Origin of the sequence: Serratia sp. 1D1416 (assembly GCF_003641105.1) — a bacterium.
Lineage (GTDB): Bacteria > Pseudomonadota > Gammaproteobacteria > Enterobacterales > Enterobacteriaceae > Serratia > Serratia ficaria.
The window spans coordinates 822,945-849,565 of record NZ_CP032738.1; the positions used below are offsets into that span (position 1 = coordinate 822,945).

21 protein-coding genes, 1 other RNA gene and 1 pseudogene are annotated in these 26,621 nt (G+C 58.7%); 10 read left to right on the forward strand and 13 right to left on the reverse strand.

Features of this window, described 5'->3' with window-relative positions:
* Positions 1-165: 165 nt before the first annotated feature.
* From D7I37_RS03950 to rsmI, 4 genes are all read right to left on the reverse strand, one after another.
* A complete protein-coding gene (locus tag D7I37_RS03950) occupies positions 166-1,335 on the reverse strand; it encodes a DUF6602 domain-containing protein (RefSeq protein ID WP_129543339.1) in 1,170 nt (389 codons plus the stop codon).
* 489 nt (positions 1,336-1,824) lie between these two features.
* Positions 1,825-2,385: a recombinase family protein gene (locus tag D7I37_RS03955; RefSeq protein WP_129543340.1), complete on the reverse strand. Its 561-nt coding sequence runs from the start codon at positions 2,383-2,385 to the stop codon at positions 1,825-1,827.
* 346 nt (positions 2,386-2,731) lie between these two features.
* Positions 2,732-3,109: RNase P RNA component class A (rnpB, locus tag D7I37_RS03960), an RNA gene on the reverse strand.
* Positions 3,110-3,150: 41 nt separating this feature from the next.
* Complete coding sequence (rsmI, locus tag D7I37_RS03965) at positions 3,151-4,014, reverse strand: 16S rRNA (cytidine(1402)-2'-O)-methyltransferase (RefSeq protein ID WP_061797145.1); 864 nt, start codon at positions 4,012-4,014, stop codon at positions 3,151-3,153.
* Positions 4,015-4,076: 62 nt separating this feature from the next.
* On the opposite strand from rsmI, the gene D7I37_RS03970 reads away from it, so the two are divergent.
* Genes D7I37_RS03970 through dolP form a run of 4 tightly spaced genes read left to right on the forward strand, consistent with a single transcriptional unit; the run spans position 4,077 to position 7,705 of the window.
* Positions 4,077-6,128, forward strand: coding sequence for a penicillin-binding protein activator (locus tag D7I37_RS03970; protein WP_095099377.1), 2,052 nt, complete (start codon positions 4,077-4,079; stop codon positions 6,126-6,128).
* Positions 6,125-6,478, forward strand: coding sequence for a YraN family protein (locus tag D7I37_RS03975; protein ID WP_095099380.1), 354 nt, complete (start codon positions 6,125-6,127; stop codon positions 6,476-6,478). The genes D7I37_RS03970 and D7I37_RS03975 overlap by 4 nt, the downstream gene beginning before the upstream one ends.
* Before the next feature lie 51 nt (positions 6,479-6,529).
* Positions 6,530-7,120, forward strand: a complete 591-nt coding sequence (diaA, locus tag D7I37_RS03980) for a DnaA initiator-associating protein DiaA (RefSeq protein ID WP_061797139.1) — start codon at positions 6,530-6,532, stop codon at positions 7,118-7,120.
* Between the two features lie 9 nt (positions 7,121-7,129).
* Positions 7,130-7,705, forward strand: a complete 576-nt coding sequence (dolP, locus tag D7I37_RS03985; RefSeq protein WP_061797136.1) for a division/outer membrane stress-associated lipid-binding lipoprotein — start codon at positions 7,130-7,132, stop codon at positions 7,703-7,705.
* A 39-nt stretch (positions 7,706-7,744) separates the two neighbouring features.
* On the opposite strand, the gene mtgA is transcribed toward dolP, so the two are convergent.
* The 4 genes and pseudogenes from mtgA to D7I37_RS04005 all read right to left on the reverse strand — a co-directional run.
* Entirely contained in the window at positions 7,745-8,476 is a 732-nt protein-coding gene (gene mtgA, locus D7I37_RS03990; RefSeq protein WP_061797134.1) for a monofunctional biosynthetic peptidoglycan transglycosylase, read from the reverse strand.
* Positions 8,473-9,126: an isoprenoid biosynthesis glyoxalase ElbB gene (gene elbB / locus D7I37_RS03995; RefSeq protein WP_061797132.1), complete on the reverse strand. Its 654-nt coding sequence runs from the start codon at positions 9,124-9,126 to the stop codon at positions 8,473-8,475. The genes mtgA and elbB overlap by 4 nt, the downstream gene beginning before the upstream one ends.
* 237 nt (positions 9,127-9,363) lie before the next feature.
* On the reverse strand, positions 9,364-11,703 hold the full coding sequence (gene arcB, locus D7I37_RS04000; protein ID WP_129543341.1) for an aerobic respiration two-component sensor histidine kinase ArcB: 2,340 nt from the start codon (positions 11,701-11,703) through the stop codon (positions 9,364-9,366).
* A 104-nt stretch (positions 11,704-11,807) separates the two neighbouring features.
* Positions 11,808-12,050: pseudogene (locus tag D7I37_RS04005) on the reverse strand (hypothetical protein); the annotation flags it as partial.
* A 779-nt stretch (positions 12,051-12,829) separates the two neighbouring features.
* On the opposite strand from D7I37_RS04005, the gene gltB reads away from it, so the two are divergent.
* From gltB to D7I37_RS04020, 3 genes are all read left to right on the forward strand, one after another.
* Positions 12,830-17,290: a glutamate synthase large subunit gene (gene gltB, locus D7I37_RS04010; protein ID WP_061797125.1), complete on the forward strand. Its 4,461-nt coding sequence runs from the start codon at positions 12,830-12,832 to the stop codon at positions 17,288-17,290.
* Positions 17,291-17,304: 14 nt separating this feature from the next.
* Positions 17,305-18,723 carry a glutamate synthase small subunit gene (locus D7I37_RS04015; RefSeq protein WP_061797123.1) on the forward strand — a complete coding sequence of 473 codons (1,419 nt, stop codon included), beginning with the start codon at positions 17,305-17,307 and terminating at the stop codon, positions 18,721-18,723.
* A gap of 168 nt (positions 18,724-18,891) precedes the next feature.
* Positions 18,892-19,371, forward strand: coding sequence for a hypothetical protein (locus D7I37_RS04020; RefSeq protein WP_061797120.1), 480 nt, complete (start codon positions 18,892-18,894; stop codon positions 19,369-19,371).
* Positions 19,372-19,436: 65 nt separating this feature from the next.
* On the opposite strand, the gene sspB is transcribed toward D7I37_RS04020, so the two are convergent.
* The 5 genes from sspB to zapE all read right to left on the reverse strand — a co-directional run bounded on the left by sspB (position 19,437) and on the right by zapE (position 23,142).
* Positions 19,437-19,934 carry a ClpXP protease specificity-enhancing factor gene (gene sspB, locus D7I37_RS04025; protein ID WP_061797118.1) on the reverse strand — a complete coding sequence of 166 codons (498 nt, stop codon included), beginning with the start codon at positions 19,932-19,934 and terminating at the stop codon, positions 19,437-19,439.
* 5 nt (positions 19,935-19,939) lie between these two features.
* Entirely contained in the window at positions 19,940-20,581 is a 642-nt protein-coding gene (gene sspA / locus D7I37_RS04030; protein ID WP_061797116.1) for a stringent starvation protein SspA, read from the reverse strand.
* Positions 20,582-20,913: 332 nt separating this feature from the next.
* Positions 20,914-21,306 (reverse strand): 30S ribosomal protein S9, encoded by a 393-nt coding sequence (gene rpsI / locus D7I37_RS04035; protein WP_004937080.1) that lies wholly within the window; start codon positions 21,304-21,306, stop codon positions 20,914-20,916.
* A gap of 15 nt (positions 21,307-21,321) precedes the next feature.
* Entirely contained in the window at positions 21,322-21,750 is a 429-nt protein-coding gene (gene rplM / locus D7I37_RS04040) for a 50S ribosomal protein L13 (RefSeq protein WP_061797115.1), read from the reverse strand.
* A gap of 264 nt (positions 21,751-22,014) precedes the next feature.
* Entirely contained in the window at positions 22,015-23,142 is a 1,128-nt protein-coding gene (zapE, locus tag D7I37_RS04045; protein WP_061797113.1) for a cell division protein ZapE, read from the reverse strand.
* A gap of 295 nt (positions 23,143-23,437) precedes the next feature.
* Here zapE and zapG point away from each other — a divergent pair, with 295 nt between their 5' ends.
* The 3 genes from zapG to degS all read left to right on the forward strand — a co-directional run bounded on the left by zapG (position 23,438) and on the right by degS (position 26,533).
* Entirely contained in the window at positions 23,438-23,839 is a 402-nt protein-coding gene (gene zapG, locus D7I37_RS04050; RefSeq protein ID WP_061797112.1) for a Z-ring associated protein ZapG, read from the forward strand.
* A 175-nt stretch (positions 23,840-24,014) separates the two neighbouring features.
* Positions 24,015-25,385 carry a serine endoprotease DegQ gene (gene degQ, locus D7I37_RS04055; protein ID WP_129543342.1) on the forward strand — a complete coding sequence of 457 codons (1,371 nt, stop codon included), beginning with the start codon at positions 24,015-24,017 and terminating at the stop codon, positions 25,383-25,385.
* Between the two features lie 89 nt (positions 25,386-25,474).
* Positions 25,475-26,533 (forward strand): outer membrane-stress sensor serine endopeptidase DegS, encoded by a 1,059-nt coding sequence (gene degS, locus D7I37_RS04060; protein ID WP_061797110.1) that lies wholly within the window; start codon positions 25,475-25,477, stop codon positions 26,531-26,533.
* Positions 26,534-26,621: the final 88 nt, after the last annotated feature.

Consider the following 26,621-nt stretch of genomic DNA (forward strand, 5'->3'; position numbering starts at 1 on the left):
TGCGTAAAATGTATTAGCTCAGACTTGGCCTGACACAGCTATGGCACAGAGCCAAAACCAATCTGACAGGCAGCTCTGCGCCAAAAGTCGATGTTGGTAACGTCCGAAATAATAAAATCTGGCGTATAGTGAGTAAGCAATTATATTACTTACTATCGTAAATCCTCAATGTGACATCAGCTCGTTAACTGTGAAATCAGGATTTTCTTCAAAGTCACTTTCATTAATACTGTTTGCATCAATGGCATAATTATTTCCGTCTATCTCAATATTAAGTGGTTGAAAGGTATTTACATCATTAACATAACGTCCGTTTTCATCCAGCAGTAATTTTAATGCCGGTTTGTTCATAGGATTGTATTCATATACATTACTGGACAGGTTATATATATTCTCTACGCCTTGTGGTAGCACACCCAAGTGGTTTATATAGTGCTGTTCAAGTGTAACCATTTTTGAGTTCATAACAATTCTATCAATAGCTGCAAGCGTAAGCCGTTTAACAGAAGCTTCCTTCTTATCATTAAATTTAATAATTAACTTGTCATGTTTCCTTACCTTGTATTTTCCTACTCTAGATGGCATATCGAAATACGAATGAAGATCAAGGTTAGGCTGAGTTATTGAGTTTAACTCATCAAGTAGTTGCATATAAAAGCGTAGAAGTGTATGTCTACCAGTTGCTCTTAACAATGATAGGCTATTATGATCGTGCGGCAGGTTATATTTATTAAACTCATCCCTTATCCGACCGTTAGGGCCTACAATACCTAGCCCGAGAACAACAACAAAATCTGGTCTTAAGTTGATGTTACCCAGATTTTTATCTAAGTCGTTAACTTGTTTAGCAATAGCTTCAAGACTTCTATTTGCCGCATAGGCAAATATTGCAGTGACAGGAACTACAGGGTTCAACCCAGTAACCATTCCCGGCGATAGTGAGTTAGAAAAACTCTGTGTAGACATGATTTGTTTTAAACTGGCAATGTTTTTATATGCATCCTTCAACTCCTCGCTATCAAGGTGAGACTTCATGCTGATAGCCCCAAATACGCTTTCCCTTGGGTATAAAGAGTGCGATTCCGATTTTAAAAAAAGAGGGCAATGATCTTTATCAAAAATAACAACATCCAATTCACCACTAATTTCATTTTCAGGTGAAATAACTTCACCCCGACCTATACCATATTTGTTTGGGAGGTATTCTTTAAGAAAATCCACGAAAGCATCCTCTCTGTGATCTCCCTTTCCACCATTATGTTTTATTTGCATTGTTTTTAGGAACTTTGCTGACAACTCCAAACTTATAGCTTCAAATATTTTACGTATATCCATATCTACCCCTTATAGGTTGACAGTTAAAAAAGTGATGAATGTTGACTGTACTTTGTTTATACTCTAGCGCTAACAGTCATATTTTGCGAGAGATTTTAATTGCTAATTATATTTAAATTCCACTAAAAAATATTTTTAGTGTTGCTATGTTTAAAGGTGAAATAAATAATTTAGCCATTAAAAACATGAGGTTAAATAAACGAATGAAAGCGTGAACGTTACCGGTTGTATTGTAATTATCCCGGAATCCAGCAGCCATTTTGTAGTTTCCCGTAATCAATCTAATCCAACCTCTGCTCTTCGCTCAAAGCCGATTGTCAGATAAGATTGTGTTCTGTCCACGGAAATGTCAGGTAAAGTCTGAGCTAATACACGTAAAAAGCGGTGAACCTATTATCTAAAAATCATCCCGCACATTAGAAGTGTTGCTTAGCAGTCTTAACCCAGCCCTCATGAACGATGCTAATATTTGGGAAATATCATAGGGGGTTATGCGGTTGCTTTCAGCCGATAGTAAGTTGCCTTACTGATGTTCAACTCTGCCATAATCTGCTTAGGTGACAACCCTTGTGCTTGCAGTACCATGACTTGTTCGCTAGTGGCCTTGATTGGTCTACCACAGTGGACACCTTCACTCTGAGCACGCTTAATACCCGCTGTACGGCGTTCTGCTATGAGATCTTTCTCCAGAGATGCTAACCCAGCCATCATCGTTAGCATCGCCTTACCAACGGACGTAGACAGGTCAAACTCCTCCCTCAGGCTGATAACCTTCACGCCTTTCGCCTGCAACATCTCAACGGTTTGCAGAACATCTATCGTATTACGGCCTAAACGGTCGATACCAGTAACAACCAATGTGTCACCTTCTCGTATGTAGTTGAGCAGTGAAGCAAAGCCTTTACGTTCAGAAGCCTTTATCGATCCTGAGACTGCTTCATCCATGAACCATTTATTGACCAGCTTCCCGCTATCAGTAATCTGCTGCTTTTGGTTCTCTATAGTTTGATCGTGAGTGGATACACGGACATAACCGATAACGGATGACATATAAGAAATTCCTTGTCTTAAAAGTAAGTCTCATAATTGTATTATATCAAAATAACCAAATCAACCTTTTGAGACATTAAAAATCCCTGTTTCATATGCTGGTTTGTCAGTATCAAAAGGAGATGGTTTTGAGACTACAGATATCAAAGCCATCTTCATCTTGATTATTTGCCATTTAAGTTGGAAAAGTCGGTGTGGGGTCAACGCGGATAAGCGGAAGTGAAGGTAGTAGTTCTTGCCACGGAGGATAGTATTTGGAATGGCACAAGCGCTGGTGTGTCTCATCTTGTATCTCACTTTTACGTGAAATGCAGACGGGACACACCAACCCATTGTTTTTAAAGAGGAGTGGAGTTGACCGGTAAGCCGGGTTCTGTCGTGGACAGTCATTCCTCTAGGCCAGCAATCGCTCACTGGCTCAAGCAGCCTACCCGGGTTCAGTACGGGCCGTACCATGTGAACCCCTATTTGGCCTTGCTCCGGGTGGAGTTTACCGTGCCACGAACTGTTGCCAGCCGCGCGGTGCGCTCTTACCGCACCCTTTCACCCTTACCTGATCCCGCTTGCGCGGGCCATCGGCGGTTTGCTCTCTGTTGCACTAGTCGTAGGCTTGCGCCTCCCAGGCGTTACCTGGCACCCTGCCCTATGGAGCCCGGACTTTCCTCCCCTCCATCTGTCTCCCCGAAGAGGACGGCAATGAAGCGGCGACTGTCTGGTCAACTCCGGCGCGGATAGTAGCGTCGCCGTCGCGACAGGTCAACCGCTTTACTGCTGTTGTTGCTCTAATGCGTGCTTGTACAGCGCATTTTTCTTCACGCCGTGGATCTCCGCCGCCAGCGCCGCCGCTTTTTTCAACGGCAGCTCTTTCTGCAGCAGCGCCAGCGTGCGCAGCGCCTCGAGCGGCAACGCATCCTCCTGCGCCTTGTGGCCTTCGACGATCAACACCATTTCACCGCGGCGGCGCACCTCGTCTTCCAGCACCCAGGCCAACAGTTCGCCCACCGGCGCGCCGTAGATGGATTCCCAGGTTTTGGTCAGTTCGCGCGCCAGCACCACGTAGCGCTGCGGCCCCCAGACGGTGACCATGTCCTGCAAACTTTCCAGCAGGCGATGGGTGGATTCATAGAAAATCAGCGTGCGAGGTTCCTCTGCCAGCGCCATCAGCGTATCCTTGCGGCCCTTGGTTTTGGCCGGCAGGAACCCTTCGTAGCAGAAGCGGTCCGAGGCGACGCCGGCGGCGCACAGGGCGGTAGTCGCCGCACAGGCGCCCGGCAGCGGCACCACGCGGATGCCGGCTTCGCGGCAGCGGCGCACCAGGTGATAGCCGGGATCGTTGATCAGCGGCGTGCCGGCGTCGGAAACCAGCGCGATGCTCTGGCCTTCCTGCAGCTTCGCCAGCAGTTGATCGGCCTTTTGTTGTTCGTTATGGTCATGCAGCGCAAACAGCCGCGCGCTAATCGCAAAGTGTTGCAACAGCAACCCGGTATGGCGCGTATCTTCCGCCGCAATCAGATCAACGCTTTTCAGTACCTCTAACGCGCGGTGGGTAATATCGCCCAAATTGCCGATTGGAGTGGGCACCACATACAGCGTTGATGCAGAAATGACTGATTGTTGGTGTTGATTCATTGTTTCATCCGGGTTGCCGATTTAATATTGAGCATCTTGAAAAAAACATCACTGGATACAGTATGCTTTCCTCAACATTCGTTCGTACCAAAGCAGGGCGCTCCAAGCCTGTCCGACTCACCGCAGTTATCGCGGCAGCCCTTTTCCTGGCAGGCTGTCCAAGTCGGGCCCCGCAAACGCCGCCCGCCAATATACAGGACGAAGCGAGCGCCAGCTCCGATTACTATCTGCAGCAGCTGCAGCAAAGCAGCGATGATAACAAGGCTGACTGGCAATTACTTGCTATTCGCGCGCTGATGCGTGAAGGAAAGCTGCCGCAGGCCGGTGAGCAGCTGAACCAATTGCCGAAAAACCTCAACGGCGCGCAACAGGCGGAACGCCAGCTGTTGACCGCCGAACTGCAGGTGGCCAACAAGAGCTACGTCAGCGCCCGCAGCACCCTGGGCCATTTGGACAGCGGCGAGCTGTCGACCAACCAGCTGGTGCGCTTCTATCAGGCGCAGATCGCCGCCAACCAGGGCAAAGCCTCGCTGCCGCTGATCCGCGCCTATATCGCGCAAGAGCCGCTGCTGAACGATAAAGCGCACCAGAACAACCTGGACCAAACCTGGCAGGCGCTGCTGCAGCTGACGCCGCAGGACATGACCAGCCTGGTGATCAACGCCAACGAGAACGTGCTGCAAGGCTGGCTGGACCTGCTGCGGGTCTATCAGGACAACAAGCAGGATCCGGATCTGCTGAAGGCCGGCATCAAGGACTGGCAAAACCGCTACCCGCAGAACCCGGCGGCCAAAACCCTGCCGACCCAGCTGAACCAGGTGCTGAACTTCACCCAGGCCTCCACCTCGAAAATCGCCCTGCTGCTGCCGCTGAACGGCCAGGCGAAGGTGTTCGCCGAGGCTATCCAGCAGGGGTTTGAAGCCGCGAAAAACGGCGTCTCCGCGCCAGCGCCGGCTCCGTCGCAGCCGCAGCAACCGACCAACAGTCCGGATCAGGCGGCGCCGGCCGAGCAGACCGCAGCCACCGCCGGCGACATCAACGCCAACGGCGCGGTCAGCACCTCGGCACAGCCGGCCGATCGGCCCGCAGTGGCCGCTGCGCAGCCTGCCGCCCCGTCCAGCGCGCCGATTACCCCGCCGCAGGCCGCCAACGCGCAGGTGAAGGTGTACGACACCTCCAGCCAGCCGCTGGCCGCGCTGCTGAGCCAGGCGCAGCAGGACGGCGCCACCCTGGTGGTCGGCCCGCTGCTGAAAGAAAACGTCGACCAGCTGGCCGGCAGCAACACCACGCTGAACGTGCTGGCGCTCAACCAGCCGGAAACGCCGAAGGACAACCCGAATATCTGTTACTTCGCCCTGTCGCCGGAAGACGAAGCGCGTGACGCCGCGCGCCATATCTGGGAGCAGCAAAAGCGTCAGCCGCTGCTGCTGGTGCCGCGCGGCGCCTTCGGCACCCGCGTCGCCAATGCCTTTAATCAGGAGTGGCAGTCGCTGGGCGGCCAGACCGTGCTGCGCCAGGATATCGGCTCCGCCGGCGAACTGCGCCAAATGGTGAACAGCGGCGGCATCCGCATGTCCGGCACGCCAATTTCCACCGCGCCGGCACCGCAAAGCGTGACCATCGCCGGGCTGACCATTCCGGCGCCGCCGAGCGATGCGCCGGCCGCCTCGGGCGGCAGCGTCGATGCGGTGTATATCGTCGCCACCCAATCCCAGCTGACGCTGATCAAGCCGATGATCGACATGGCCACCAACTCGCGCGGCAAGCCGGCGATGTACGCCAGCTCGCGCAGCTACCAGGCCGGAGCCGGCCCGGACTTCCGTCTGGAGATGGAAGGCCTGCAGTTCAGCGATATCCCGCTGCTGGCCGGCGCCAATCCGCAGCTGTTGCAGCAGGCCAGCTCCCGCTTCCGCAGCGACTATTCGCTGGTTCGCCTGTACGCCATGGGGATGGACGCCTGGACATTGGCCAATCACTTTGCTGAAATGCGCCAGCTGCCCGGCTTCCAGGTTTCCGGCACCACCGGCGTGCTCACCGCCTCCCCAAGCTGCGTGATCAACCGCAAGCTGCCTTGGCTGCAGTACCGTCAGGGCCGGGTTGTTCCCGTCTCTTGAGTCAACGCGCCACGGGGGCGGGCTATGAGTCATTGGCCCGCCGCCATCTGGAACGCGCCGGGCTCACCTTTTGCGCGGCCAACGTCGCGCTGCGCGGCGGCGAGCTGGATCTCATCATGCGCGATGGCCAAACCTGGGTGTTCGTCGAGGTGCGCTATCGCCGCAATGACGCCTTCGGCGGCGCGGCCGCCAGCGTCACCTACCGCAAACAACAGCGGCTGCTGCACGCCGCCGCCGTCTGGCTGGCGGGGCGCGGAGCCAGCTTTGACACATCATCTTGCCGTTTTGATGTTTTGGCCTTTACCGGTAGCCAGTTAGAATGGATACCCAACGCCTTCAATGCGGATTAATCGTGGTTTACCGGTGCAGACCGGCCCTTTGACTTAGTGGATTAATACAACGTGCTGGATAGAATTAAAGCCTGTTTTACCGAAAGCATCCAAACCCAGATCGCGGCGGCGGAGGCTCTGCCTGACGCCATCTCCCGCGCAGCGATGACGCTGGTTCAATCCTTACTCAACGGCAACAAGATCCTGTGCTGCGGCAACGGCACCTCGGCGGCCAACGCGCAGCATTTCGCCGCGAGCATGATCAACCGCTTTGAAACCGAACGCCCAAGCCTGCCGGCGATTGCCCTCAACGCCGACAACGTGGTGCTGACGGCGATCAGCAACGATCGGCTGCACGATGAAGTCTACGCCAAGCAGGTACGCGCGCTCGGGCATACCGGCGACGTATTGCTGGCGATTTCCACCCGCGGCAACAGCCGTGATATTGTGAAGGCGGTCGAAGCGGCGGTCACGCGTGACATGACGATTGTTGCGCTCACCGGCTACGACGGCGGGGAGCTGGCCGGTTTGCTCGGCCAACAGGATGTCGAGATCCGTATTCCATCGCACCGCAGCGCACGCATTCAGGAAATGCATATGCTGACCGTAAACTGCCTTTGCGATTTGATAGATAATACGTTGTTTCCCCACCAGGACGATTAAGGAACCGAGATGAAGCTAAAAGCCACATTTGCAGTGCTGTGCAGCGCCCTGCTGTTACAAGGCTGTATCGCCGGCGTCGTCGTCGGCAGCGCGGCCGTCGCCACTAAAACCGCCACCGATCCGCGCAGCGTAGGCACCCAGGTGGACGACGGCACATTGGAAGCCCGGGTAGAAAACGCCCTGAGCAAAGATCAACAGCTGAAGAAAGACACCCGGGTGGTCGCGACCGCCTATCAGGGTAAAGTGTTGCTGACCGGCCAGTCGCCGAGCGCCGACCTCACCGCCCGCGCCAAACAGATCGCCATGGGCGTGGAAGGCGCCACCGAAGTGTATAACGAGATCCGTCAGGGAACGCCGGTCAGCCTGAGCACCGCCTCGTCCGATACCTGGATCACCACCAAGGTGCGTTCGCAGCTGCTCACCAGCGATACGGTGAAATCGTCCAACGTGAAGGTCACTACCGAGAACGGCGAGGTGTTCCTGCTGGGCCTGGTGACCCAACAGGAAGGCCAGTCGGCCGCGCAGATCGCCAGCCAGGTCAGCGGCGTGAAGCACGTCACCACCGCCTTTACCTACGTGAAGTAATCGCCGGGCCGGGGGCTGCGCCATGCCGCCCCCGGCCGGTTAATCCAGTTTGTTCTCGCGCAGAAATCCTTCCCCGCCCAGCTGACGCATCTGGCGCATAATCCACTGCTGCCGCTGGATCACATAGCCGGACGGCGCATCCGCCCGGAACCGGTGCGGGTTCGGCAATACCGCCGCCAGCAGCGCCGCTTCAGAGGCGGTCAGGCGCTTGGCCGGCTTGTGGAAATAGCGCTGCGACGCCTCTTCCACGCCGAATACGCCGTCGCCTAACTCGACGATATTCAGATACACCGTGAGAATGCGCCTTTTGGTCCACACCAGTTCGATGCCCGACGTCAACCCGGCCTCCAGCCCTTTGCGCAGCCAGCTGCGGCCGTCCCACAGGAACAGGTTCTTGGCGGTTTGCTGCGACAGCGTCGAGGCGCCGCGGATGCGCGTCGGCCGCCGCTCGTTGTGGCTGAACGCCTTTTCGATCGCCGCCAGGTCAAAACCCCAGTGTTCGGGGAATTTTTGATCTTCCGCCGCCATCACCGCCAGCGCCATCTGCGGCGAGATGTCGCTCATCGGCACCCAGTCGGAGTGCGCGACATAGCCGAAATCGCCGCTCAGCCAGGCGCCAATCTGCCGCTCCGCCATCACCGCGGAAAACGGCACCGGCAGAAACGCGAAGGCCAGTATGCCCAACAGCCACAGGCCGATAAGCGCGATGACGCCGCGCTTCAGCCAAAACCAGGGGCGGGAAAGCAGCGACTTGCCGGCGGATTTTCTCATTCGGTCAGATCCAGCACGCGTGACACCAGTTTATCGATGCCGCCGGCCGCCTCGGCGATCGACTGCGCCAGCATATAAGCCGGCGTAGTCACCACCTTATGCTCGATATCCACCACGATGTCGTCTACCGGGCAAATCACCGGCTCGCCCCCCATCGCGTCGATCACTTCACCCAGATCCGGATCGTTGCCGATGGTCAGCCGCACCTGGCGGTCCAGCAGCTTCGGCAGCAGCGCCGGAGCGATGCACATAAAACCAATTGGTTTATTCGCCTTATGCATTTGCTGCGTCAGCCTAGCCAAATCTTCATCAACCTGACATTCGGCGCCGGCGGCGGCGAAGTTGCTGAGGTTCTTGGCCGCGCCAAAGCCGCCGGGAACGATCAGCGCGTCCAGCTGCGCGGCGTCGGCCTGCGCAAGCGGTTGAACCTGCCCTCTGGCGAGGCGAGCGGACTCTACCAGCACGTTGCGTCGCTCCGGCATTTCATCGCCGGATAAGTGATTAATAACATGAAGTTGGGGCTTATCCGGCGCAAAACACACCGCCTGGGCGCCGGCGCGATCCAGCGCCAGCAGCGTCAGCACCGCTTCATGGATCTCCGCGCCGTCATAAACCCCGCAGCCGCTGAGCACCACACCTACCTTTTTCATCGTTCTGACTCCCGTTGCTACTGTCAACCGGTTAGTGCTCGGAGTTGACAAACACTAATCTACATCACACATTTTAATGAATCTTCTAACAAGAGCGCTTACATTTGCTATGTTGTTGGCTGTATGATGTTTAGGAATTATCTACAACCTGCTCGACCAGAACACTGAAACCAATACGCAGGTTCACAATTTCCCTGGTGTTGGCGCAATATTCGCGCACCCCGGCTTAGGTCGGGGTCATTTTTTTTCAGCGTTCTCCACCCATGCACGCAAGACCTGCACGTCGTTACGCCATTCCTGCTTCAGCTCGTCCACCCAGTCCTGCACGTTATCCCACCAGGCCGGCAACGTCGGCGTCTGGATCTGCTGCGCCAACTGCTGCAGATGGCGCAGGCCGACCGAGCCGGCGGCGCCCTTGATCTTGTGCCCTTCCTCGGTGATGCCCTTCTGATCGCGCGCCGTCATGTTGGACTCCAGCACCGCCAAATAACCCGGCATCATCTGCTCGAACATCTCCAGGCTCTGGTGGATCAGCTGCGGCCCGACCAAATCCATATACTGTTCCAGCATTGCGGTATCGAGTAACGACTCATTAATCTGCATCGCCTTGTGCTCCGTTTTCTTTGAAGTATGAGAAGGTTGATGATCCCAATAGTGTTTGATAACCCGGGTCAGCGCCGGCACCGACAGCGGCTTGCTCAGCACGTCGTCCATGCCCGCATCGAGGTATTCCTTTTTGTCTTTCAGGACGTTGGCGGTCAACGCCACCAGCGGCGGCAGCGCCTGCCCGGCATAGCGTTCGCGCAGCGCCCGGGCGATGTCCAGCCCGGTCATGTCCGGCAGCTGAATGTCCAGCAGCACCAGGTCGAACTCGTCCGGATCGAACATCGCCAGCGCGTCGTGGCCGTTCATCGCCACCTCCACGCTGTTGCCCAGCTTCTCCAGCACCGAGCACGCCACGATCACGTTCAGTTCGATGTCTTCCACCAGCAGGATATGCAGCGCCGGCAACGGCAGCTCCTCCTCCGTCTGCACCTCGCTGACGGCCTCCTGCACCGCCGGCGCCTTGATGGTCAGCGTGAAGCAGGATCCCTGCCCCTGCACGCTGTGGACGCTGATGTCGCCGCCCATGCTCTGCGCCAGCCGTTTGGACACCGCCAGCCCGATGCCGGTGCCGGTCGCCGGGCGGCCGCCGTGCTGATCCTTCACCTGATAATACATGGCGAAAATCTTGTCCTGCTCGTCCTGCGGAATGCCCATGCCCGAGTCTTCCACCTCGAACACCAGCTTCTCCTGCGCTTCGCGCCGCACCCGCACCAGGATCTGCCCCTGCTGGGTGAACTTCACCGCGTTGCCGATCAGATTCCACAGGATCTGCCGCAGGCGCGTGCCGTCGGTGATGATCTGCTGCGGCAGCGGCGGCTGCGGCTCCATGACAAACTGCAGCCCTTTCGGCTGCGCCAGCAGGCCGGAGAGGTTTTCCAGGTCCGCCAGGAAGCCGGTGAAATCCACCGGCTGGTTATCCAGCTGCACCTTGCGCCGCTCGAGCTTGTCCATTTCGATAATGTCGTTGAAGATGTTGCCGAGGGTGATGGCGCTGACGTGGATGGTTTTCAGGTATTTCAGCTGTTCGTCGTTCAGTTCGGTATCGAGCAGGATGCGGCTGAGGCCAACGATGCCGTTAAGCGGCGTACGCAGCTCGTGGCTGATCGTTGAGATGAAGGTGGTCTTGTCCCTGCTGGCGTTCTCCAGCGCGTCCTGGTAGCGCTTACGCTCGGTTATATCGCGCCCGAAGCCCATCAGCCCGTGACGCTTGCCCACCCGATCATAAAACGGCACTTTGCGCAGTTCGAAACAGGCCTTGCGGCCGTCCGGATACACCAGCCATTGCTCGTAGGTCAGCGAGACGTTGTGGCGGAACACTTTTTCGTCGGTCTCGATCACCTTCTCGGCGATCTCCTGGCCGTAGACGTCGTACGGCGTCAGGCCGATCAGCTGCTTTTCGCTTTTGCCGGTCAGCAGCTCCATCGCCCGGTTGCAGCCGGAAAATTCTTTGTCTTCGTTGCGGTAATACACCAGGTCGGGCGAGGCGTCGAGGAAGGAACGCAGCAGCGCCGACTGTTGGCCCAGCTCAATCTGCGCCAGCTCGCGCTGTTCCATTTCTTCCGTCAGCTTTTCCATCACCTGCAGACGCTCTTCTTCCGCTTTGATGCGGTCGGCGATCTCCTGGTTCAGTTGGCTGATGTTGTTCTTGAGCTGCTGGTTCAATTCCAGGTCGCGGTGGCGCATCTCTTCCAGCTTGTCCACCAGCCGCGCCAGCCGCTGGCGCGATTCCTCCAGCTGTTCGACCACCACCGACAGAAAGTAAACCGCCCAGGGGGTGATCAGCAGGCCGAAGAAGATCGAGCGCACCACGTCGATGCTTTCCACTTCGCCGCGCAGCAGCATGGTCACCGCCATCTGCACCACCATCGCCAGCACCACCAGCGCCGAAGCCAGCAGCAGCGAGAAACGCACCAGCCCCAGTTTCACCATTAGATCAACGTAATACTGGGCCAATACCCGGATTTGCTTCATAGCGGCTCCCATCAGACACAATCTTTTGAATCATACCGTAAAACACCGGTGAGATAAGGCGGCAAACGTCGAAGTGTGGCAAAGATTGCAAATCAACGCGGGGTTCAGGGCCGATAACGCCACTTTTCATCCAGCGCGCTGCCCTGCCCGCCATGCTGCTGCAGGTAGCCGCCCACCGCCTGCATGCCGTTCCAGCGGCTCTCGCACCATAATGGTGCCAACGGCGTCGACCGGCGGGCCTGCTGGGCGGCCTGCCGGTAACAGGAGAAATTATGGCCGCGATTGATGCGGTTCAGCGTTTTATCGTGCGCCGTCTGCAGCCCCAGCCACGCCTCATATCCCTGTCGGCTGCAGGCTGGGCTTATGGATCTTTTCACCATGGCGGCGCTGGAAATCGGCGCCAAACATATTGACTAATTGCGGCAACGGCATAATCTTGGCGTTTCTCTGCGTTCAAAGCCCGTGATGCTAATAAGAAACGGCTTTTCCCGCGATGACGGAGATCAACGCTTTCCCCGCAAGGCGCCGCCAGGCATAACTATTCATTATAAATGCAAATAAAATCACCAAGGCCACGATGAATTTTTCTAATTCTCGCGCAACCGTTAACGCCGGTATGACAATACGATTAAAAATAGTTACAAACATCAACAAACTTATATTTAATAGAATAAAACTCTGGCATTCCCACCCGCACTAGCATGGTGCAGAGATTCAACGGTTGCACTATAGTGAGACAGCTCACATTTTTTCCGGGCCCGACGCATCTCGCCGCAAGCGTAAATTCGCGTAAAAAACATTAATTATCAAATAAATAAGTCGGATTAATTCAATAAAAATCTATCTTAAGCCTATATTTGACCTGCGTATTCTTTCTCGCTAAGTTGGAAGTCCGCTGGAAGCTTTCTGGACGGGCAAACGTCTCGTCATATTTATGCAGTAATTTAAGACTCCCTCTTAAAACAAGTCATATACCACTTGTGAGAACCGTCACGAGAGGCCATTAACGGAGGGCGGAAAAGCAGATTGGCGGGGTTAACTTGCTGATTGGACTTCTGCCTGAAGTTGGGAAGCCCCCTCGCAGTAGGTTGTGAGAGTCACGCAGAGCCTGGGGAGGTTCACTGATATGTTGTACGATAAATCCCATGAGAGGGACAACTGTGGTTTCGGCCTGATCGCCCACATAGAAGGCGAACCTAGCCATAAGGTGGTGCGTACCGCCATTCACGCGCTGGCCCGCATGCAGCACCGTGGCGCAATTCTTGCTGACGGCAAGACGGGCGACGGTTGCGGCCTGTTATTGCAAAAGCCCGATCGCTTTTTCCGCATGGTGGCGGAAGAGCGCGGCTGGCGTTTAGCCAAAAACTACGCGGTCGGCATGATGTTCCTCAGCCAGAACGAAGAGGAAGCGCGCGCCAGCCGCCGCATTGTAGAAGAAGAGCTGCAAAACGAAACGCTGTCGATCGTCGGCTGGCGCGAAGTGCCGACCAACCCGGACGTGCTGGGTGAGATCGCGCTTTCTTCCCTGCCGCGCATCGAACAGATTTTCGTTAACGCCCCGGCCGGCTGGCGCCCGCGCGATATGGAACGCCGCCTGTTCGTGGCGCGCCGCCGCATCGAAAAACGCGTCCAGGACGACAGCTTCTACGTCTGCAGCTTCTCCAACCTGGTGACGATCTATAAAGGCCTGTGCATGCCTGCGGATCTGCCGCGCTTTTATCTCGACCTGGCGGACCTGCGTCTGGAATCGGCCATCTGCCTGTTCCACCAGCGTTTTTCCACCAATACCGTGCCGCGCTGGCCGCTGGCGCAGCCGTTCCGCTACCTGGCGCACAACGGCGAAATCAACACCATCACCGGCAACCGCCAGTGGGCTCGCGCCCGCACCTATAAATTCCAGACGCCGCTGATCCCTGACCTGCAGGCCGCCGCGCCGTTCGTCAACGAAACCGGCTCCGACTCCAGCTCGCTGGACAACATGCTGGAGCTGCTGCTGGCGGGCGGTATGGACCTGATCCGCGCCATGCGCCTGCTGGTGCCGCCGGCCTGGCAGAACAACCCGGACATGGACACCGACCTGCGCGCCTTCTTCGACTTCAACTCGATGCACATGGAGCCGTGGGACGGCCCGGCCGGCATCGTGATGTCCGACGGCCGCTACGCCGCCTGTAACCTCGACCGCAACGGCCTGCGCCCGGCGCGCTATGTGATAACCAAAGACAAGCTGATCACCTGCGCCTCTGAGGTCGGCATCTGGGATTACCAGCCGGATGAAGTGGTGGAAAAGGGCCGCGTCGGCCCCGGCGAACTGATGGTGATCGACACCCGCAGCGGCCGCATTCTGCACTCGGCCGAAACCGACAACGATCTGAAAAGCCGCCACCCGTATAAAGAGTGGATGGAAAAGAACGTCAAGCGTCTGGTGCCGTTCGAAGACCTGCCGGCCGATCAGGTGGGCAGCCGCGAACTGGACGACGCGCAGCTCGAAACCTACCAGAAACAGTTCGGCTACAGCAGCGAAGAGCTGGATCAGGTGATCCGCGTGCTGGGCGAGATCGGCCAGGAGGCAACCGGCTCGATGGGTGACGATACCCCGTTCGCCGTGCTCTCCAGCCGCCCGCGCATCGTCTATGACTACTTCCGCCAGCAGTTCGCGCAGGTGACCAACCCGCCGATCGATCCGCTGCGCGAAGCGCACGTGATGTCGCTGGCGACCAGCATCGGCCGCGAAATGAACGTGTTCTGCGAAGCCGAAGGCCAGGCGCACCGCCTGAGTTTCAAATCGCCGATCCTGCTGTACTCCGATTTCAAGCAGCTGACCACGCTGGAAGGCGAATACTACCGCGCCGACACTCTGGATCTGACCTTCGATCCGGCTGAGCAGGATCTGGAGCAGACCATTCGCGCGCTGTGCGACGAAGCGGAGCGCAAGGTGCGCGACGGCGCCGTGCTGCTGGTGCTTTCCGACCGCGCCATCGCCCCCAACCGTTTGCCGGTGCCTGCCCCCATGGCGGTCGGCGCCATCCAGACGCGTCTGGTGGAAAAAAGCCTGCGCTGCGACGCCAACATCATCGTTGAAACCGCCAGCGCCCGCGACCCGCACCACTTCGCCGTGCTGCTCGGTTTCGGCGCCACCGCCATCTACCCGTACCTGGCCTACGAAACGCTGGCCAAGCTGGTCGACAGCCAGGCGATCGACAAACAGTACCGCGAGGTGATGCTGAACTACCGTAACGGCATCAACAAGGGCCTGTACAAGATCATGTCCAAAATGGGCATTTCGACCATCGCCTCGTACCGCTGCTCCAAGCTGTTCGAAGCGGTCGGCCTGCACCGCTCCCTGTCCGAGCTGTGCTTCCAGGGCGTGATCAGCCGCATCGGCGGCGCCAGCTTCGGCGACTTCCAGCAGGATCTGCAGAACCTGTCCAAACGCGCCTGGCTGAAACGCAAACCGCTGGAACAGGGCGGCCTGCTGAAGTTCGTCCACGGCGGCGAATACCACGCCTATAACCCGGACGTGGTCAGCACGCTGCAAAAAGCGGTGCACAGCGGCGAATACAGCGACTATCAGGCCTACGCCAAGCTGGTGAACGAGCGTCCGGTCGCCATGCTGCGCGACCTGCTGGCCATCACGCCGCAGGGCACGCCGATCCCGGTCGATCAGGTTGAGCCGGCGGAATCGCTGTTCAAACGCTTCGACACCGCGGCGATGTCGATCGGCGCGCTGAGCCCGGAAGCGCACGAGTCGCTGGCCATCGCCATGAACAGCCTCGGCGGCTTCTCCAACTCCGGCGAAGGCGGCGAAGACCCGGCGCGTTACGGCACCAACAAGGTGTCGCGCATCAAGCAGGTGGCCTCCGGCCGCTTCGGCGTGACGCCGGCCTACCTGGTCAACGCCGACGTGATCCAGATTAAGGTGGCGCAGGGCGCCAAACCGGGCGAAGGCGGCCAGCTGCCGGGCGATAAAGTCACCCCGTATATCGCCAAGCTGCGTTACTCGGTGCCGGGCGTGACCCTGATCTCCCCGCCGCCGCATCATGACATCTATTCGATCGAGGACCTGGCTCAGCTGATCTTCGACCTGAAACAGGTCAATCCGAAGGCGGTGATCTCGGTGAAACTGGTGTCCGAACCGGGCGTCGGCACCATCGCCACCGGCGTGGCGAAAGCCTATGCCGACCTGATCACCATCGCCGGCTACGACGGCGGCACCGGCGCCAGCCCGCTGTCTTCGGTGAAATACGCCGGCTGTCCGTGGGAGCTGGGCCTGGTGGAAACCCAGCAGGCGCTGGTGGCCAACGGCCTGCGCCACAAGATCCGCCTGCAGGTGGACGGCGGCCTGAAAACCGGCGTGGACATCGTCAAGGCGGCGATCCTCGGCGCGGAAAGCTTCGGCTTCGGCACCGGCCCAATGGTGGCGCTGGGCTGCAAATACCTGCGCATCTGCCACCTGAACAACTGCGCGACCGGTGTGGCGACCCAGGACGACAAGCTGCGCCGCGATCACTACCACGGCCTGCCGGAGCGCGTGACCCACTACTTCCAGTTCATCGCGCGCGAAACCCGCGAGATCATGGCGCAGCTGGGCGTCAGTCAACTGGTCGACTTGATTGGCCGCACCGAGTTCCTGACCGAACTGGACGGCATCTCGGCCAAGCAGAACAAGCTGGATCTGTCGCCGATGCTGAAAACCGCCACCCCGCATCCGGGCAAGGCGCTGTACTGCACCGAAAGCAGCAACCCGCCGTTCGACAAGGGCCTGCTGAACAAAGAGCTGCTGGCGCAGGCGGAACCGCATATCGAAGCGAAGCACAGCAAAACCTTCTACTTCGATATCCGCAACACCGATCGTTCGGTGGGCGCAATGCTGTCTGGCGCCATCGCTACCGCACATGGCGATCAGGGCATGGCGGCCGATCCGATCAAGGCGCACTTCTCCGGCACCGCCGGGCAAAGCTTCGGCGTGTGGAACGCCGGCGGCGTTGAGCTGACCCTGACCGGCGACGCCAACGACTACGTCGGCAAAGGCATGGCCGGCGGCAGCATCGCGGTGCGTCCGCCGATCGGTTCCGCGTTCCGCAGCCACGAAGCCAGCATCATCGGCAACACCTGCCTGTACGGCGCCACCGGCGGCAAGCTGTTCGCCGCTGGCCGCGCGGGCGAACGCTTCGCGGTGCGCAACTCCGGCGCCATCACCGTGGTGGAAGGCATTGGCGACAACGGCTGTGAATACATGACCGGCGGCATCGTCTGCGTGTTGGGTAAAACCGGCATCAACTTCGGTGCGGGCATGACCGGCGGCTTCGCCTACGTGCTGGACGAAGACGGCGAGTTCCGCAAGCGCGTCAACCCGGAACTGGTGGAAGTGCTGGACGTTGACCAACTGGCCATTCACGAAGAGCACCTGCGCGGCCTGATTACCGAGCACGTGCAGGCGACCGGTTCTTCCCGCGCGGAAGAGATCCTGGCCAACTGGCCGGAATGGGCGCCGAAGTTCGCTCTGGTCAAGCCGAAGTCCAGCGATGTCAAAGCATTGTTGGGTCACCGTAGTCGTTCCGCAGCCGAGCTGCGGGTTCAGGCGCAGTAAGAGGTAGGTCATTAATGAGTCAGAATGTTTATCAATTTATCGACCTGCAGCGTGTTGATCCGCCAAAGAAACCGCTGAAGATCCGTAAAATTGAGTTTGTAGAGATTTACGAACCGTTTTCGGAAACCCAGGCGAAAGCGCAGGCAGACCGCTGTCTGTCCTGCGGCAACCCTTATTGCGAATGGAAATGCCCGGTTCACAACTACATCCCGAACTGGCTGAAGCTGGCGAACGAAGGCCGCATCATGGAGGCGGCGGATCTGGCGCACCAGACCAACAGCCTGCCGGAAGTGTGCGGCCGCGTCTGCCCGCAGGATCGCCTGTGCGAGGGTTCCTGCACCCTGAACGATGAGTTCGGTGCGGTGACCATCGGCAACATCGAGCGTTATATCAGCGATAAGGCCATCGAAATGGGCTGGAAGCCGGATATGTCGCACGTACAGCCGACCGGCAAGCGCGTGGCGATCGTCGGCGCCGGCCCGGCCGGGCTGGCCTGCGCCGACGTGCTGACCCGCAACGGCGTCAAGGCGGTGGTGTACGATCGTCATCCGGAGATCGGCGGCCTGCTGACCTTCGGCATTCCGGCCTTCAAGCTGGAAAAAGAGGTGATGATCAAGCGCCGCGGCATCTTCAGCGAGATGGGCATCGAGTTCCGGCTGAATACCGAAGTGGGCAAGGACGTGGCGATGGAAACGCTGCTGGACGAGTTCGATGCGGTGTTCCTGGGCGTCGGCACCTATCAGTCGATGCGCGGCGGGCTGGAGAACGAAGACGCGCCGGGCGTTTACGACGCGCTGCCGTTCCTGATCGCCAACACCAAGCAGCTGATGGGCTATGAAGCCGAGCAGCACGAGCCGTACGTCAGCATGGAAGGCAAACGCGTGGTGGTGCTGGGCGGCGGCGATACCGCGATGGACTGCGTGCGCACTTCGATCCGTCAGGGCGCGACGCAGGTTACCTGCGCCTATCGCCGCGACGAAGCCAACATGCCGGGTTCCAAACGCGAGGTGAAAAACGCCCGCGAGGAAGGCGTGGAGTTCAAGTTCAACCTGCAGCCGTTGAGCATCGAGCTGAACAGCGCCGGCCGCGTAGCCGGCGTCAGAATGGTGCGCACCCAGCTGGGCGCCCCGGACGCCAACGGCCGCCAGGCGGCGGAACAGGTGCCGGGCTCCGAGCACGTGATCGACGCCGACGCGGTGGTGATGGCCTTCGGTTTCCGTCCGCACCGGATGGACTGGCTGGCGGCGCACGACGTGCAGCTCGACAAGCAGGGGCGCATTCTGGCCCCGGAAAGCACCGACAACGCCTTCCAGACCAGCAACCCGAAAATCTTCGCCGGCGGCGATGCGGTGCGCGGTTCGGATCTGGTGGTGACGGCGATTGCCGAGGGCCGCAAGGCCGCCGACGGCATCATGAACTACCTGGAAGTGTAATCGCCGCTCTCCTGCCTCAGAGGCCCGGTTCGCCGGGCCTCTGCCTTTTCCGCCCCGCCACGCCTGGTAACAACCTCTCCCGCCATAACCCACTCGACGCGCTATAGTATTCAGTTAGCATCATTCGGCGGCGCGGCGGCGCCTGACATCTTGATAAGGATAGCTAACATGAAATGCTCCGTTTCCTTGCTGGCCGGCACCTTGCTGGCCGTCAGCTTCAGTTCCTCGGCCATGGCGCCGGATGCGCAGGAGGTCGGCTACAACATCGAGGCGCGCGGCGCCGCGCCGGTGGTGGCGCAATTGGCCAAGGCGGGCCAGCTGCACGCGGTGGAAGACAGCATCAGGCTGGGCGACGACGGCTGGATTGCGCTGGCGCCCAAGCTGGCCAACGGCGGCAACGCCGGCTTCACCAGCGGCATCAAATCGGCCCTGTCTTCGGCGCTGGTCTACAACCCGGCGGCGGTGCTGCACGCGCTCAACCAGGGCAACAACCTGCCGATCAATGACATTTGCACCGCGCCGCCCGAAGTCCAGGGCGATACCGCCATCACCAGCTTCAGGCAACGCGCCACGCATGCGCTCTCGACCGTGCGCGTCGGCGATCTCGGCGCCCCGCGCGATGCCTGCATGGCGGCGTTGAAGGGCTGATTAGCAAATGACAGGCAATAAAAAAGGTACCGCATGCGGTACCTTTTTCGTTTGCTGCGGCAGCGTTATTTCACGACGCGCAACGCCGGGCGCCCCCCGCGCGGCGGCTGTGGCGGCTCGTCATCCGGATCCTGGTCGTCGCTGACGTCCGGGCGGTCGCCGTCAATCACCGACATCAGGCTTTCGGAAGGGATGGTTTCGCTGTCCAACCCCTCGAAGGTGCCCTCGGCCTCATAGGCGGCTTCCGGTTCGAACATGGTGCCTGCGCCATTCTCGCGCGCGTAAATCGCCAGCACGGCGGCCATCGGCACCGAAACCTGACGCGGCACGCCGCCGAAGCGCGCGTTGAAATGCACGTCTTCGTTGCCCAGCTCCAGATTGCCGACCGCGCGCGGCGCGATGTTCAGCACGATCTGGCCGTCGCGGGCGAACTCCATCGGCACCTGCACGTCGGGACGCGTGACGTCCACCACCAGATGCGGCGTCAGCTGGTTATCAAGCAGCCAGTCATAGAAGGCCCGCAGCAGGTACGGACGGCGCGGAGTCATCTGAGACATGTCCATAACGCTTAGCCCCGGGTCTGCAGGCGCATTTCGCGCTCGGCTTCGGTCAGGGAGGCCAGGAACGCGTCGCGTTCGAATACGCGGGTCATGTAGCCTTTCAGCTCCTTGGAGCCCGCGCCGCTCAGCTCGATGCCCAGCTGCGGCAAACGCCACAGCAGCGGCGCCAGGTAGCAATCCACCAGGCTGAACTCTTCGCTCATGAAGTACGGCGTCTGGCCGAAGATCGGCGCGATCGCCAACAGCTCTTCACGCAGCTGACGGCGTGCGGATTCCGCTTCCTGGCCGCTGCTCTGCTCGATTTTGTACATCAGCGAGTACCAGTTTTTCTCGATACGCAGCATCATCAGGCGGCTTTCACCGCGCGCGACCGGGTAAACCGGCATCAGCGGCGGATGCGGGAAACGCTCATCAAGGTATTCCATGATGATGCGGGATTCATACAGGGTCAGCTCGCGATCGACCAGCGTAGGCACCGTTTGGTAAGGATTGAGGTCAATCAGATCCTGCGGCAGGTTATCCAGCTCGACCTGCTCAATCTCGACGCTGACACCTTTCTCCGCCAGTACGATGCGTACTTGATGGCTAAAAATGTCGGTCGGGCCAGAAAACAGCGTCATTACCGAACGTTTGTTGGCAGCGACAGCCATGAAAACCTCCAAGTTATCTAGAAAATACTGCGAATAGCCAACTGACAGGCTGCTATCCTGAATGATCTTGCCGCGGCCGGCAGCTCGCAATCAACCTGGGTCATAAAAACCGGCCTGGAAGGTAAACTGACGACAACTGCACGGCGAACAGGCGCAAAAGTGGATGATAGTTTACCAGATTTTGCTTGTTTTGTGGGGATCCTGCGGCGATTTCATGTTGAATTGTCTGATATGCCACAGATTTTAGTGGAGACGCGCGGATTTTGAGGCATAAAAAAACCCGGTGAAGCACCGGGTTTTTTGCGTAAATCGCACTGCCGAAGCAGTAGAAATTAACGCTTGGAGAACTGCGGACGGCGACGTGCTTTACGCAGGCCGACTTTCTTACGTTCAACCTGACGAGCGTCACGAGTGACGAAGCCGGCTTTACGCAGTTCAGAACGCAGAGTCTCGTCGTATTCCATCAGTGCACGGGTGATACCGTGACGGATAGCGCCAGCTTGACCGGAGATACCACCACCTTTAACGGTGATGTACAGATCCAGTTTGCCAACCATGTCGACCAGTTCCAGCGGCTGACGAACTACCATGCGGGCAGTTTCGCGACCGAAGTACTGTTCCAGGCTGCGCTGGTTGATAACGATGTTACCGTTGCCCGGCTTGATGAAGACGCGAGCGGCGGAGCTTTTGCGGCGACCAGTGCCGTAGTATTGATTTTCAGCCATTGCCATTAATCCCGATTAAATGTCCAGAACTTGCGGTTGCTGTGCCGCGTGATTGTGCTCGGTGCCCGCGTAAACTTTCAGTTTACGGAACATAGCACGACCCAGCGGGCCCTTTGGCAGCATGCCTTTAACCGCGATTTCAATCACGCGCTCAGGACGGCGGGCAATCATCTCTTCAAAGGTCGCTTGCTTGATACCACCGATGTGGCCGGTGTGGTGGTAGTACACTTTGTCTGTACGCTTGTTGCCGGTTACAGCAACTTTTTCTGCGTTCAGAACGATGATGTAATCACCGGTATCCACGTGCGGGGTGTATTCCGCTTTATGCTTGCCGCGCAGGCGACGAGCCAGTTCAGTAGCGAGACGGCCTAAAGTTTTACCATCTGCATCAACAACGTACCAGTCGCGTTTTACGGTTTCTGGTTTAGCTGTAAAAGTTTTCATTAGAAAGCTTACCCAATAATTAGTTACACGTTGGTGAACACCCAAACGCTCGAAAACAGTTGAGGCTCACACGACCATACAAGTCCAGCAAACCTACCCCTTCGAATAGCCATTGCCGGCACTATAAAGTTTTTGGGAAAAAAAACTTTGTTGTAACGTGGGGTCGCAAGATTATAGAGAAGTCGCTCGCAAAGATCGAACGGTTTTTGAATGGAAAAGCAATTTATCGCCGGCAGCGCGTCACCGGCGATCGCGCCGCGCCCCTCAGGGCAAGTGCGGCAGCCTGAGGTACTCTTCGCTCTGCATCTCCTGCAGGCGCGACAGGCAGCGCTGATACTCAAACTTCAGCCGCTCGCCCTGGTAGATCTCGAACATCGGCGCCTCGGCGGCGATCACCAGCTTGACGTGGCGTTCGTAGAATTCATCCACCAGCGCCAGGAAGCGGCGCGCGGTGTTCTCTTTCAGCGGCCCCATCACCTGCACATCATACAGCATCACGCTGTGATACAGGCGCGACAGCGCAATATAGTCCAGCTGGCTGCGCGCCTCTTCGCACAGGGTGTGGAAATCCACCGCCAGCACGCCGTCCACCGCGCGGATCGCCTGCAGCGGCCGGTGGTTGACCTGCAGCACCGGCGCCTCTTCGCCCGGCTTGCCCGCCAGCTTGACGAACATCCGGTCCAGGGTTTCCCGCGTTTGCTCATTGAGCGGCGTCAGGTACAGATGCGCCTGCGTCAGGGTACGCAGGCGGTAGTCGATGCCGGCGTCGACGTTCATCACGTCGCAGTATTGGTTGATCAGCTCGATAGCCGGCAGGAAGCGCGCGCGCTGCAGGCCGTTGCGGTACAGATCGTCCGGCGGAATATTGGAGGTGGCCACCAGCGTAATGCCGCGGGCGAACAGCGCCTGCAGCAGCGTGGCCAGCAGCATGGCGTCGGTGATGTCGGAGACGAAGAACTCGTCGAAGCACAGTACGTCGGTTTGCGCCTTGAAGCCGTCGGCAATGGTTTCCAGCGGATTTTCCTGGCCCTGCAGGGCGGTCAGCTCTTCGTGCACCCGCAGCATGAAGCGGTGGAAATGCAGCCGCAGCTTGCGATCGCCCGGCAGGCTGTGGAAAAACATGTCCATCAGCCAGGTTTTGCCGCGCCCGACGCCGCCCCACATGTACAGCCCCTGCACCGGGCGCTGCCGGGCCGGCTCGGCGCCTTTGCCCAGCAAACGGCCGAGCTTGCCGCGCAGCCCGCCGGTTGGCGCGCTCGCGGCCGGCGCCTGCTGCAGCGCCTGATAAATGCGGTCCAGCTGAGTGACGGCCTGGCATTGAACCTCATCGGCCTGATATTCCCCCGCAGCAAGCAGCCGCTGGTAACGTGATAACGGTGATTGTGCCTGCATCTGTTCGATGTTCCCTAAGAACGCTATCCCCTGCATCTTTCAAGCCGCTCGGTCGTCGCCTTGTTACAGCTCGAAATCTATTGGGCATAAGAAATTATTTAGCCAATTTTGGCGGCAAGTTGATGCTGCTTCGCACCGTTATCGCCACAAATGCCCGCTCCGGGCAACGCTGAAAAACCCTGCAAACACTAGGTAAAAGCGCATCAGGATTCCACTCGGACAAGGTTAACGGTTATAGTGGATATTATTAAGTGAAAAATCCCTGCGGAACAACGAAGTCAAAATAGGAGTCATCATGACCTGGGAGTATGCGCTGATTGGTTTGGTGGTCGGTATCGTCATTGGTGCGGTAGCGATGCGATTTGGTAACCGTAAATTACGTCAACAACAAGTTTTGCAGAACGAGTTGGACAAAAGCAAAACCGAGCTGGAAGAGTACCGTCAGGAACTGGTCGGTCACTTTGCCCGCAGCGCCGAGCTGCTGGACAACATGGCGCGCGATTATCGCCAGCTGTATCAGCACATGGCGAAGAGCTCCAATAACCTGCTGCCGGACCTGCCTATCCAGGACAACCCGTTCCGCTATCGCCTGACCGAAGCGGAAGCGGACAACGATCAGGCGCCGGTGGAAATGCCGCGCGATTACTCGGAAGGTGCATCCGGCCTGCTGCGCGGCCAGACGGCGCGCCGCGACTGATATCCCCCCACCCGTGGGCTCGCCCACGGGTACCCCGGCTTGCCCGGCCCCTTTCCTCTCCCGCACGGCCTTTACTGAACTTTTCACGCAAATTCACGGTCTTACCCTTCACTATGATAGGGATGTTGCCTTATCATCCAATTTTCATCGGCAGGTATCGAGAGAGTTATTATCAATGAAGAAAAAGTCGTTAATTCTTAGTGCATTGGCAATGAGCATTGGTCTGACGCTCAGCTCCGTACCGGTCGCCAGCGCGGCCCTGCCCGTCGCCGTTCAGGGGCAGCCGCTGCCGAGCCTGGCGCCGATGCTGGAAAAAGTCTTGCCCGCCGTGGTCAGCGTGCACGTTGAAGGGACCCAGGTACAGCGCCAGCAGCTGCCAGAGGAACTAAAGCGCTTCTTCGGCCCCGATTTCCCCGGGCAGCAACAGGGGTCTCGGCCGTTTGAAGGCCTGGGATCCGGCGTGATCATCGACGCCGCCAAGGGCTATGTGCTGACCAACAACCACGTCATCAACAACGCCGACAAGATCCGCGTGCTGCTGAACGACGGCCGCGAGCTGGACGCCAAGCTGGTCGGCCGCGATGAGCAATCCGACATCGCACTGCTGCAGCTCAGCGACGTCAAAAACCTGACCGCCATCAAAATGGCCGACTCCGATCAACTGCGCGTCGGCGACTTCGCGGTGGCCGTCGGCAACCCGTTCGGCCTCGGCCAGACCGCCACCTCCGGCATCGTCTCGGCGCTGGGGCGCAGCGGCCTGAACCTCGAAGGGCTGGAGAACTTCATCCAGACCGACGCCTCGATCAACCGCGGCAACTCCGGCGGCGCGCTGGTCAACCTCAACGGCGAGCTGATCGGCATCAACACCGCCATTCTGGCGCCGAGCGGCGGCAACGTCGGCATCGGCTTCGCCATTCCGAGCAACATGGCGAAAAACCTCAGCCAGCAACTGATCGAATTCGGCCAGGTGAAGCGCGGCCTGTTGGGCATCAAAGGCAGCGAAATGACGCCTGACATGGCCAAAGCCTTCAATACCGACGCCCAACGCGGCGCCTTCGTCAGCGAAGTGCTGCCGAAATCCGCCGCCGCCAAGGCCGGCATCAAGGCCGGCGACATCCTGGTTTCCGTCGACGGCAAGCCGGTCAGCAGCTTCGCCGAACTGCGCGCCAAGATCGGCACCACCGCGCCGGGCAAAACCGTCAAGATCGGCCTGCTGCGCGACGGCAAACCGCAGGAGGTCTCGGTGACGCTGGACAACAGCGACAGCGGCTCAACCAACGCGGAAACGCTGTCGCCCGCGCTGCAGGGGGTTTCGCTCAGCAACGGCGCGTTGCCGAGCGGCGATAAGGGCGTGAAGGTGGATAACGTCGACAAAGGCTCGACGGCGGCGCAGATCGGCCTGCAGAAAGGCGATGTGATCATCGGCGTCAACCGCCAACGCGTCGACAGCATCACCGCGCTGCGCAAGGTGCTGGAAGCCAAACCTCCGGTCATGGCGCTGAATGTGGTACGCGGCTCCGAAACCATTTATCTGCTGTTGCGTTAATTTGTTTAAAAACCGGGCCCGGTAACATACTGCGCCCGGTTAACTCATGCTATCCTCCGAACATCGTTAACCTCACCCACTAAAACTCCATGTTTGCTAAGCTCTTGCGTTCTGTCATTATTGGTCTCATCGTTGCCGGTCTGCTGCTGGCCGTGCTGCCCGTGCTGCGTTCTTCCAATAGTCTGTTTACAGAAAAGCTTGAGAATACCCGCGACGAGACCCCGGTGAGCTACAACAAAGCGGTGCGCCGCGCCGCGCCGGCGGTGGTGAACATCTATAATCGCAACCTGAACGGCGCCACCAACGTGCTGTCGCTCGGTTCCGGCGTGATCATGAACGAACGCGGCTATATCATCACCAACCGCCACGTGATCAAGGACGCGCAACAAATCACCGTGGTGCTGCAGGATGGCCGCCGTTACGAAGCGCTGCTGGTCGGCTCCGACGGCCTCACCGATCTGGCGGTGCTGAAGATCGATCCCGGCAACCTGCCGGTTATCCCTATCAACAACGCCCGCATCGCCCACGTGGGCGACGTCGTGCTGGCGATCGGCAACCCCTACAACCTGGGGCAGACCGTCACCCAGGGCATTCTCAGCGCCACCGGCCGCATCAGTATGAGCACCACCGGCCGCCAGACCTTCCTGCAGACCGACGCCTCGATCAACCGCGGCAACTCCGGCGGCGCGCTGGTCAACTCGCTGGGCGAACTGATCGGCATCAACACCCTGACCTACGACAAAATCACCGACGGCGAAACGCCGGAAGGCCTCGGTTTCGCCATCCCGATCGAGCTGGCCACCAAGATCATGGACAAGCTGATCCGCGACGGCCGCGTCATTCGCGGTTACTTCGGCATCCAGGGCAAGGAAATCATCCCGCTGCGCTCCTCCAATTCCGGTATCGATCGCCTGCAGGGCATCATCGTCACCGAGATCACGCCAAATGGCCCGGCGGGCAACGCCGGCTTCCAGATCAACGACATCATCATCAACGTGGACAACAAGCCTGCTGTCTCGGTGCTGGAAACCATGGACCAGGTGGCGGAAATCCGGCCAGGAACGGAAATTCCGGTGGTGGTGCTGCGCGAAGGCAAACGCATCACGCTGAAGATGACGGTGGGTGAGTTCCCGGAAGACAATAATTAGCGGCGGCCTCAGGCGCCGCTGACCACGCTTGGGCGGTGCCTGCCGCCCTCGTCCCCGCCCATCCCGCTGACGCAGCCCCTGATCGTCA

Bases quoted from the DNA above. Each gene is read 5' to 3' on its own strand.
- rpsI (WP_004937080.1), bottom strand. From the start codon at position 21,306: ATGGCTGAAAATCAATACTACGGCACTGGTCGCCGCAAAAGCTCCGCC.
- dolP (WP_061797136.1), top strand. From the start codon at position 7,130: ATGAAGCTAAAAGCCACATTTGCAGTGCTGTGCAGCGCCCTGCTGTTA.
- rplM (WP_061797115.1), bottom strand. From the start codon at position 21,750: ATGAAAACTTTTACAGCTAAACCAGAAACCGTAAAACGCGACTGGTAC.
- degS (WP_061797110.1), top strand. From the start codon at position 25,475: ATGTTTGCTAAGCTCTTGCGTTCTGTCATTATTGGTCTCATCGTTGCC.
- D7I37_RS03955 (WP_129543340.1), bottom strand. From the start codon at position 2,385: ATGTCATCCGTTATCGGTTATGTCCGTGTATCCACTCACGATCAAACT.
- degQ (WP_129543342.1), top strand. From the start codon at position 24,015: ATGAAGAAAAAGTCGTTAATTCTTAGTGCATTGGCAATGAGCATTGGT.
- rsmI (WP_061797145.1), bottom strand. From the start codon at position 4,014: ATGAATCAACACCAACAATCAGTCATTTCTGCATCAACGCTGTATGTG.
- elbB (WP_061797132.1), bottom strand. From the start codon at position 9,126: ATGAAAAAGGTAGGTGTGGTGCTCAGCGGCTGCGGGGTTTATGACGGC.
- D7I37_RS03950 (WP_129543339.1), bottom strand. From the start codon at position 1,335: ATGGATATACGTAAAATATTTGAAGCTATAAGTTTGGAGTTGTCAGCA.
- zapG (WP_061797112.1), top strand. From the start codon at position 23,438: ATGACCTGGGAGTATGCGCTGATTGGTTTGGTGGTCGGTATCGTCATT.
- sspB (WP_061797118.1), bottom strand. From the start codon at position 19,934: ATGGACATGTCTCAGATGACTCCGCGCCGTCCGTACCTGCTGCGGGCC.
- D7I37_RS04015 (WP_061797123.1), top strand. From the start codon at position 17,305: ATGAGTCAGAATGTTTATCAATTTATCGACCTGCAGCGTGTTGATCCG.
- gltB (WP_061797125.1), top strand. From the start codon at position 12,830: ATGTTGTACGATAAATCCCATGAGAGGGACAACTGTGGTTTCGGCCTG.
- arcB (WP_129543341.1), bottom strand. From the start codon at position 11,703: ATGAAGCAAATCCGGGTATTGGCCCAGTATTACGTTGATCTAATGGTG.
- zapE (WP_061797113.1), bottom strand. From the start codon at position 23,142: ATGCAGGCACAATCACCGTTATCACGTTACCAGCGGCTGCTTGCTGCG.
- sspA (WP_061797116.1), bottom strand. From the start codon at position 20,581: ATGGCTGTCGCTGCCAACAAACGTTCGGTAATGACGCTGTTTTCTGGC.
- D7I37_RS03970 (WP_095099377.1), top strand. From the start codon at position 4,077: ATGCTTTCCTCAACATTCGTTCGTACCAAAGCAGGGCGCTCCAAGCCT.
- D7I37_RS04020 (WP_061797120.1), top strand. From the start codon at position 18,892: ATGAAATGCTCCGTTTCCTTGCTGGCCGGCACCTTGCTGGCCGTCAGC.
- mtgA (WP_061797134.1), bottom strand. From the start codon at position 8,476: ATGAGAAAATCCGCCGGCAAGTCGCTGCTTTCCCGCCCCTGGTTTTGG.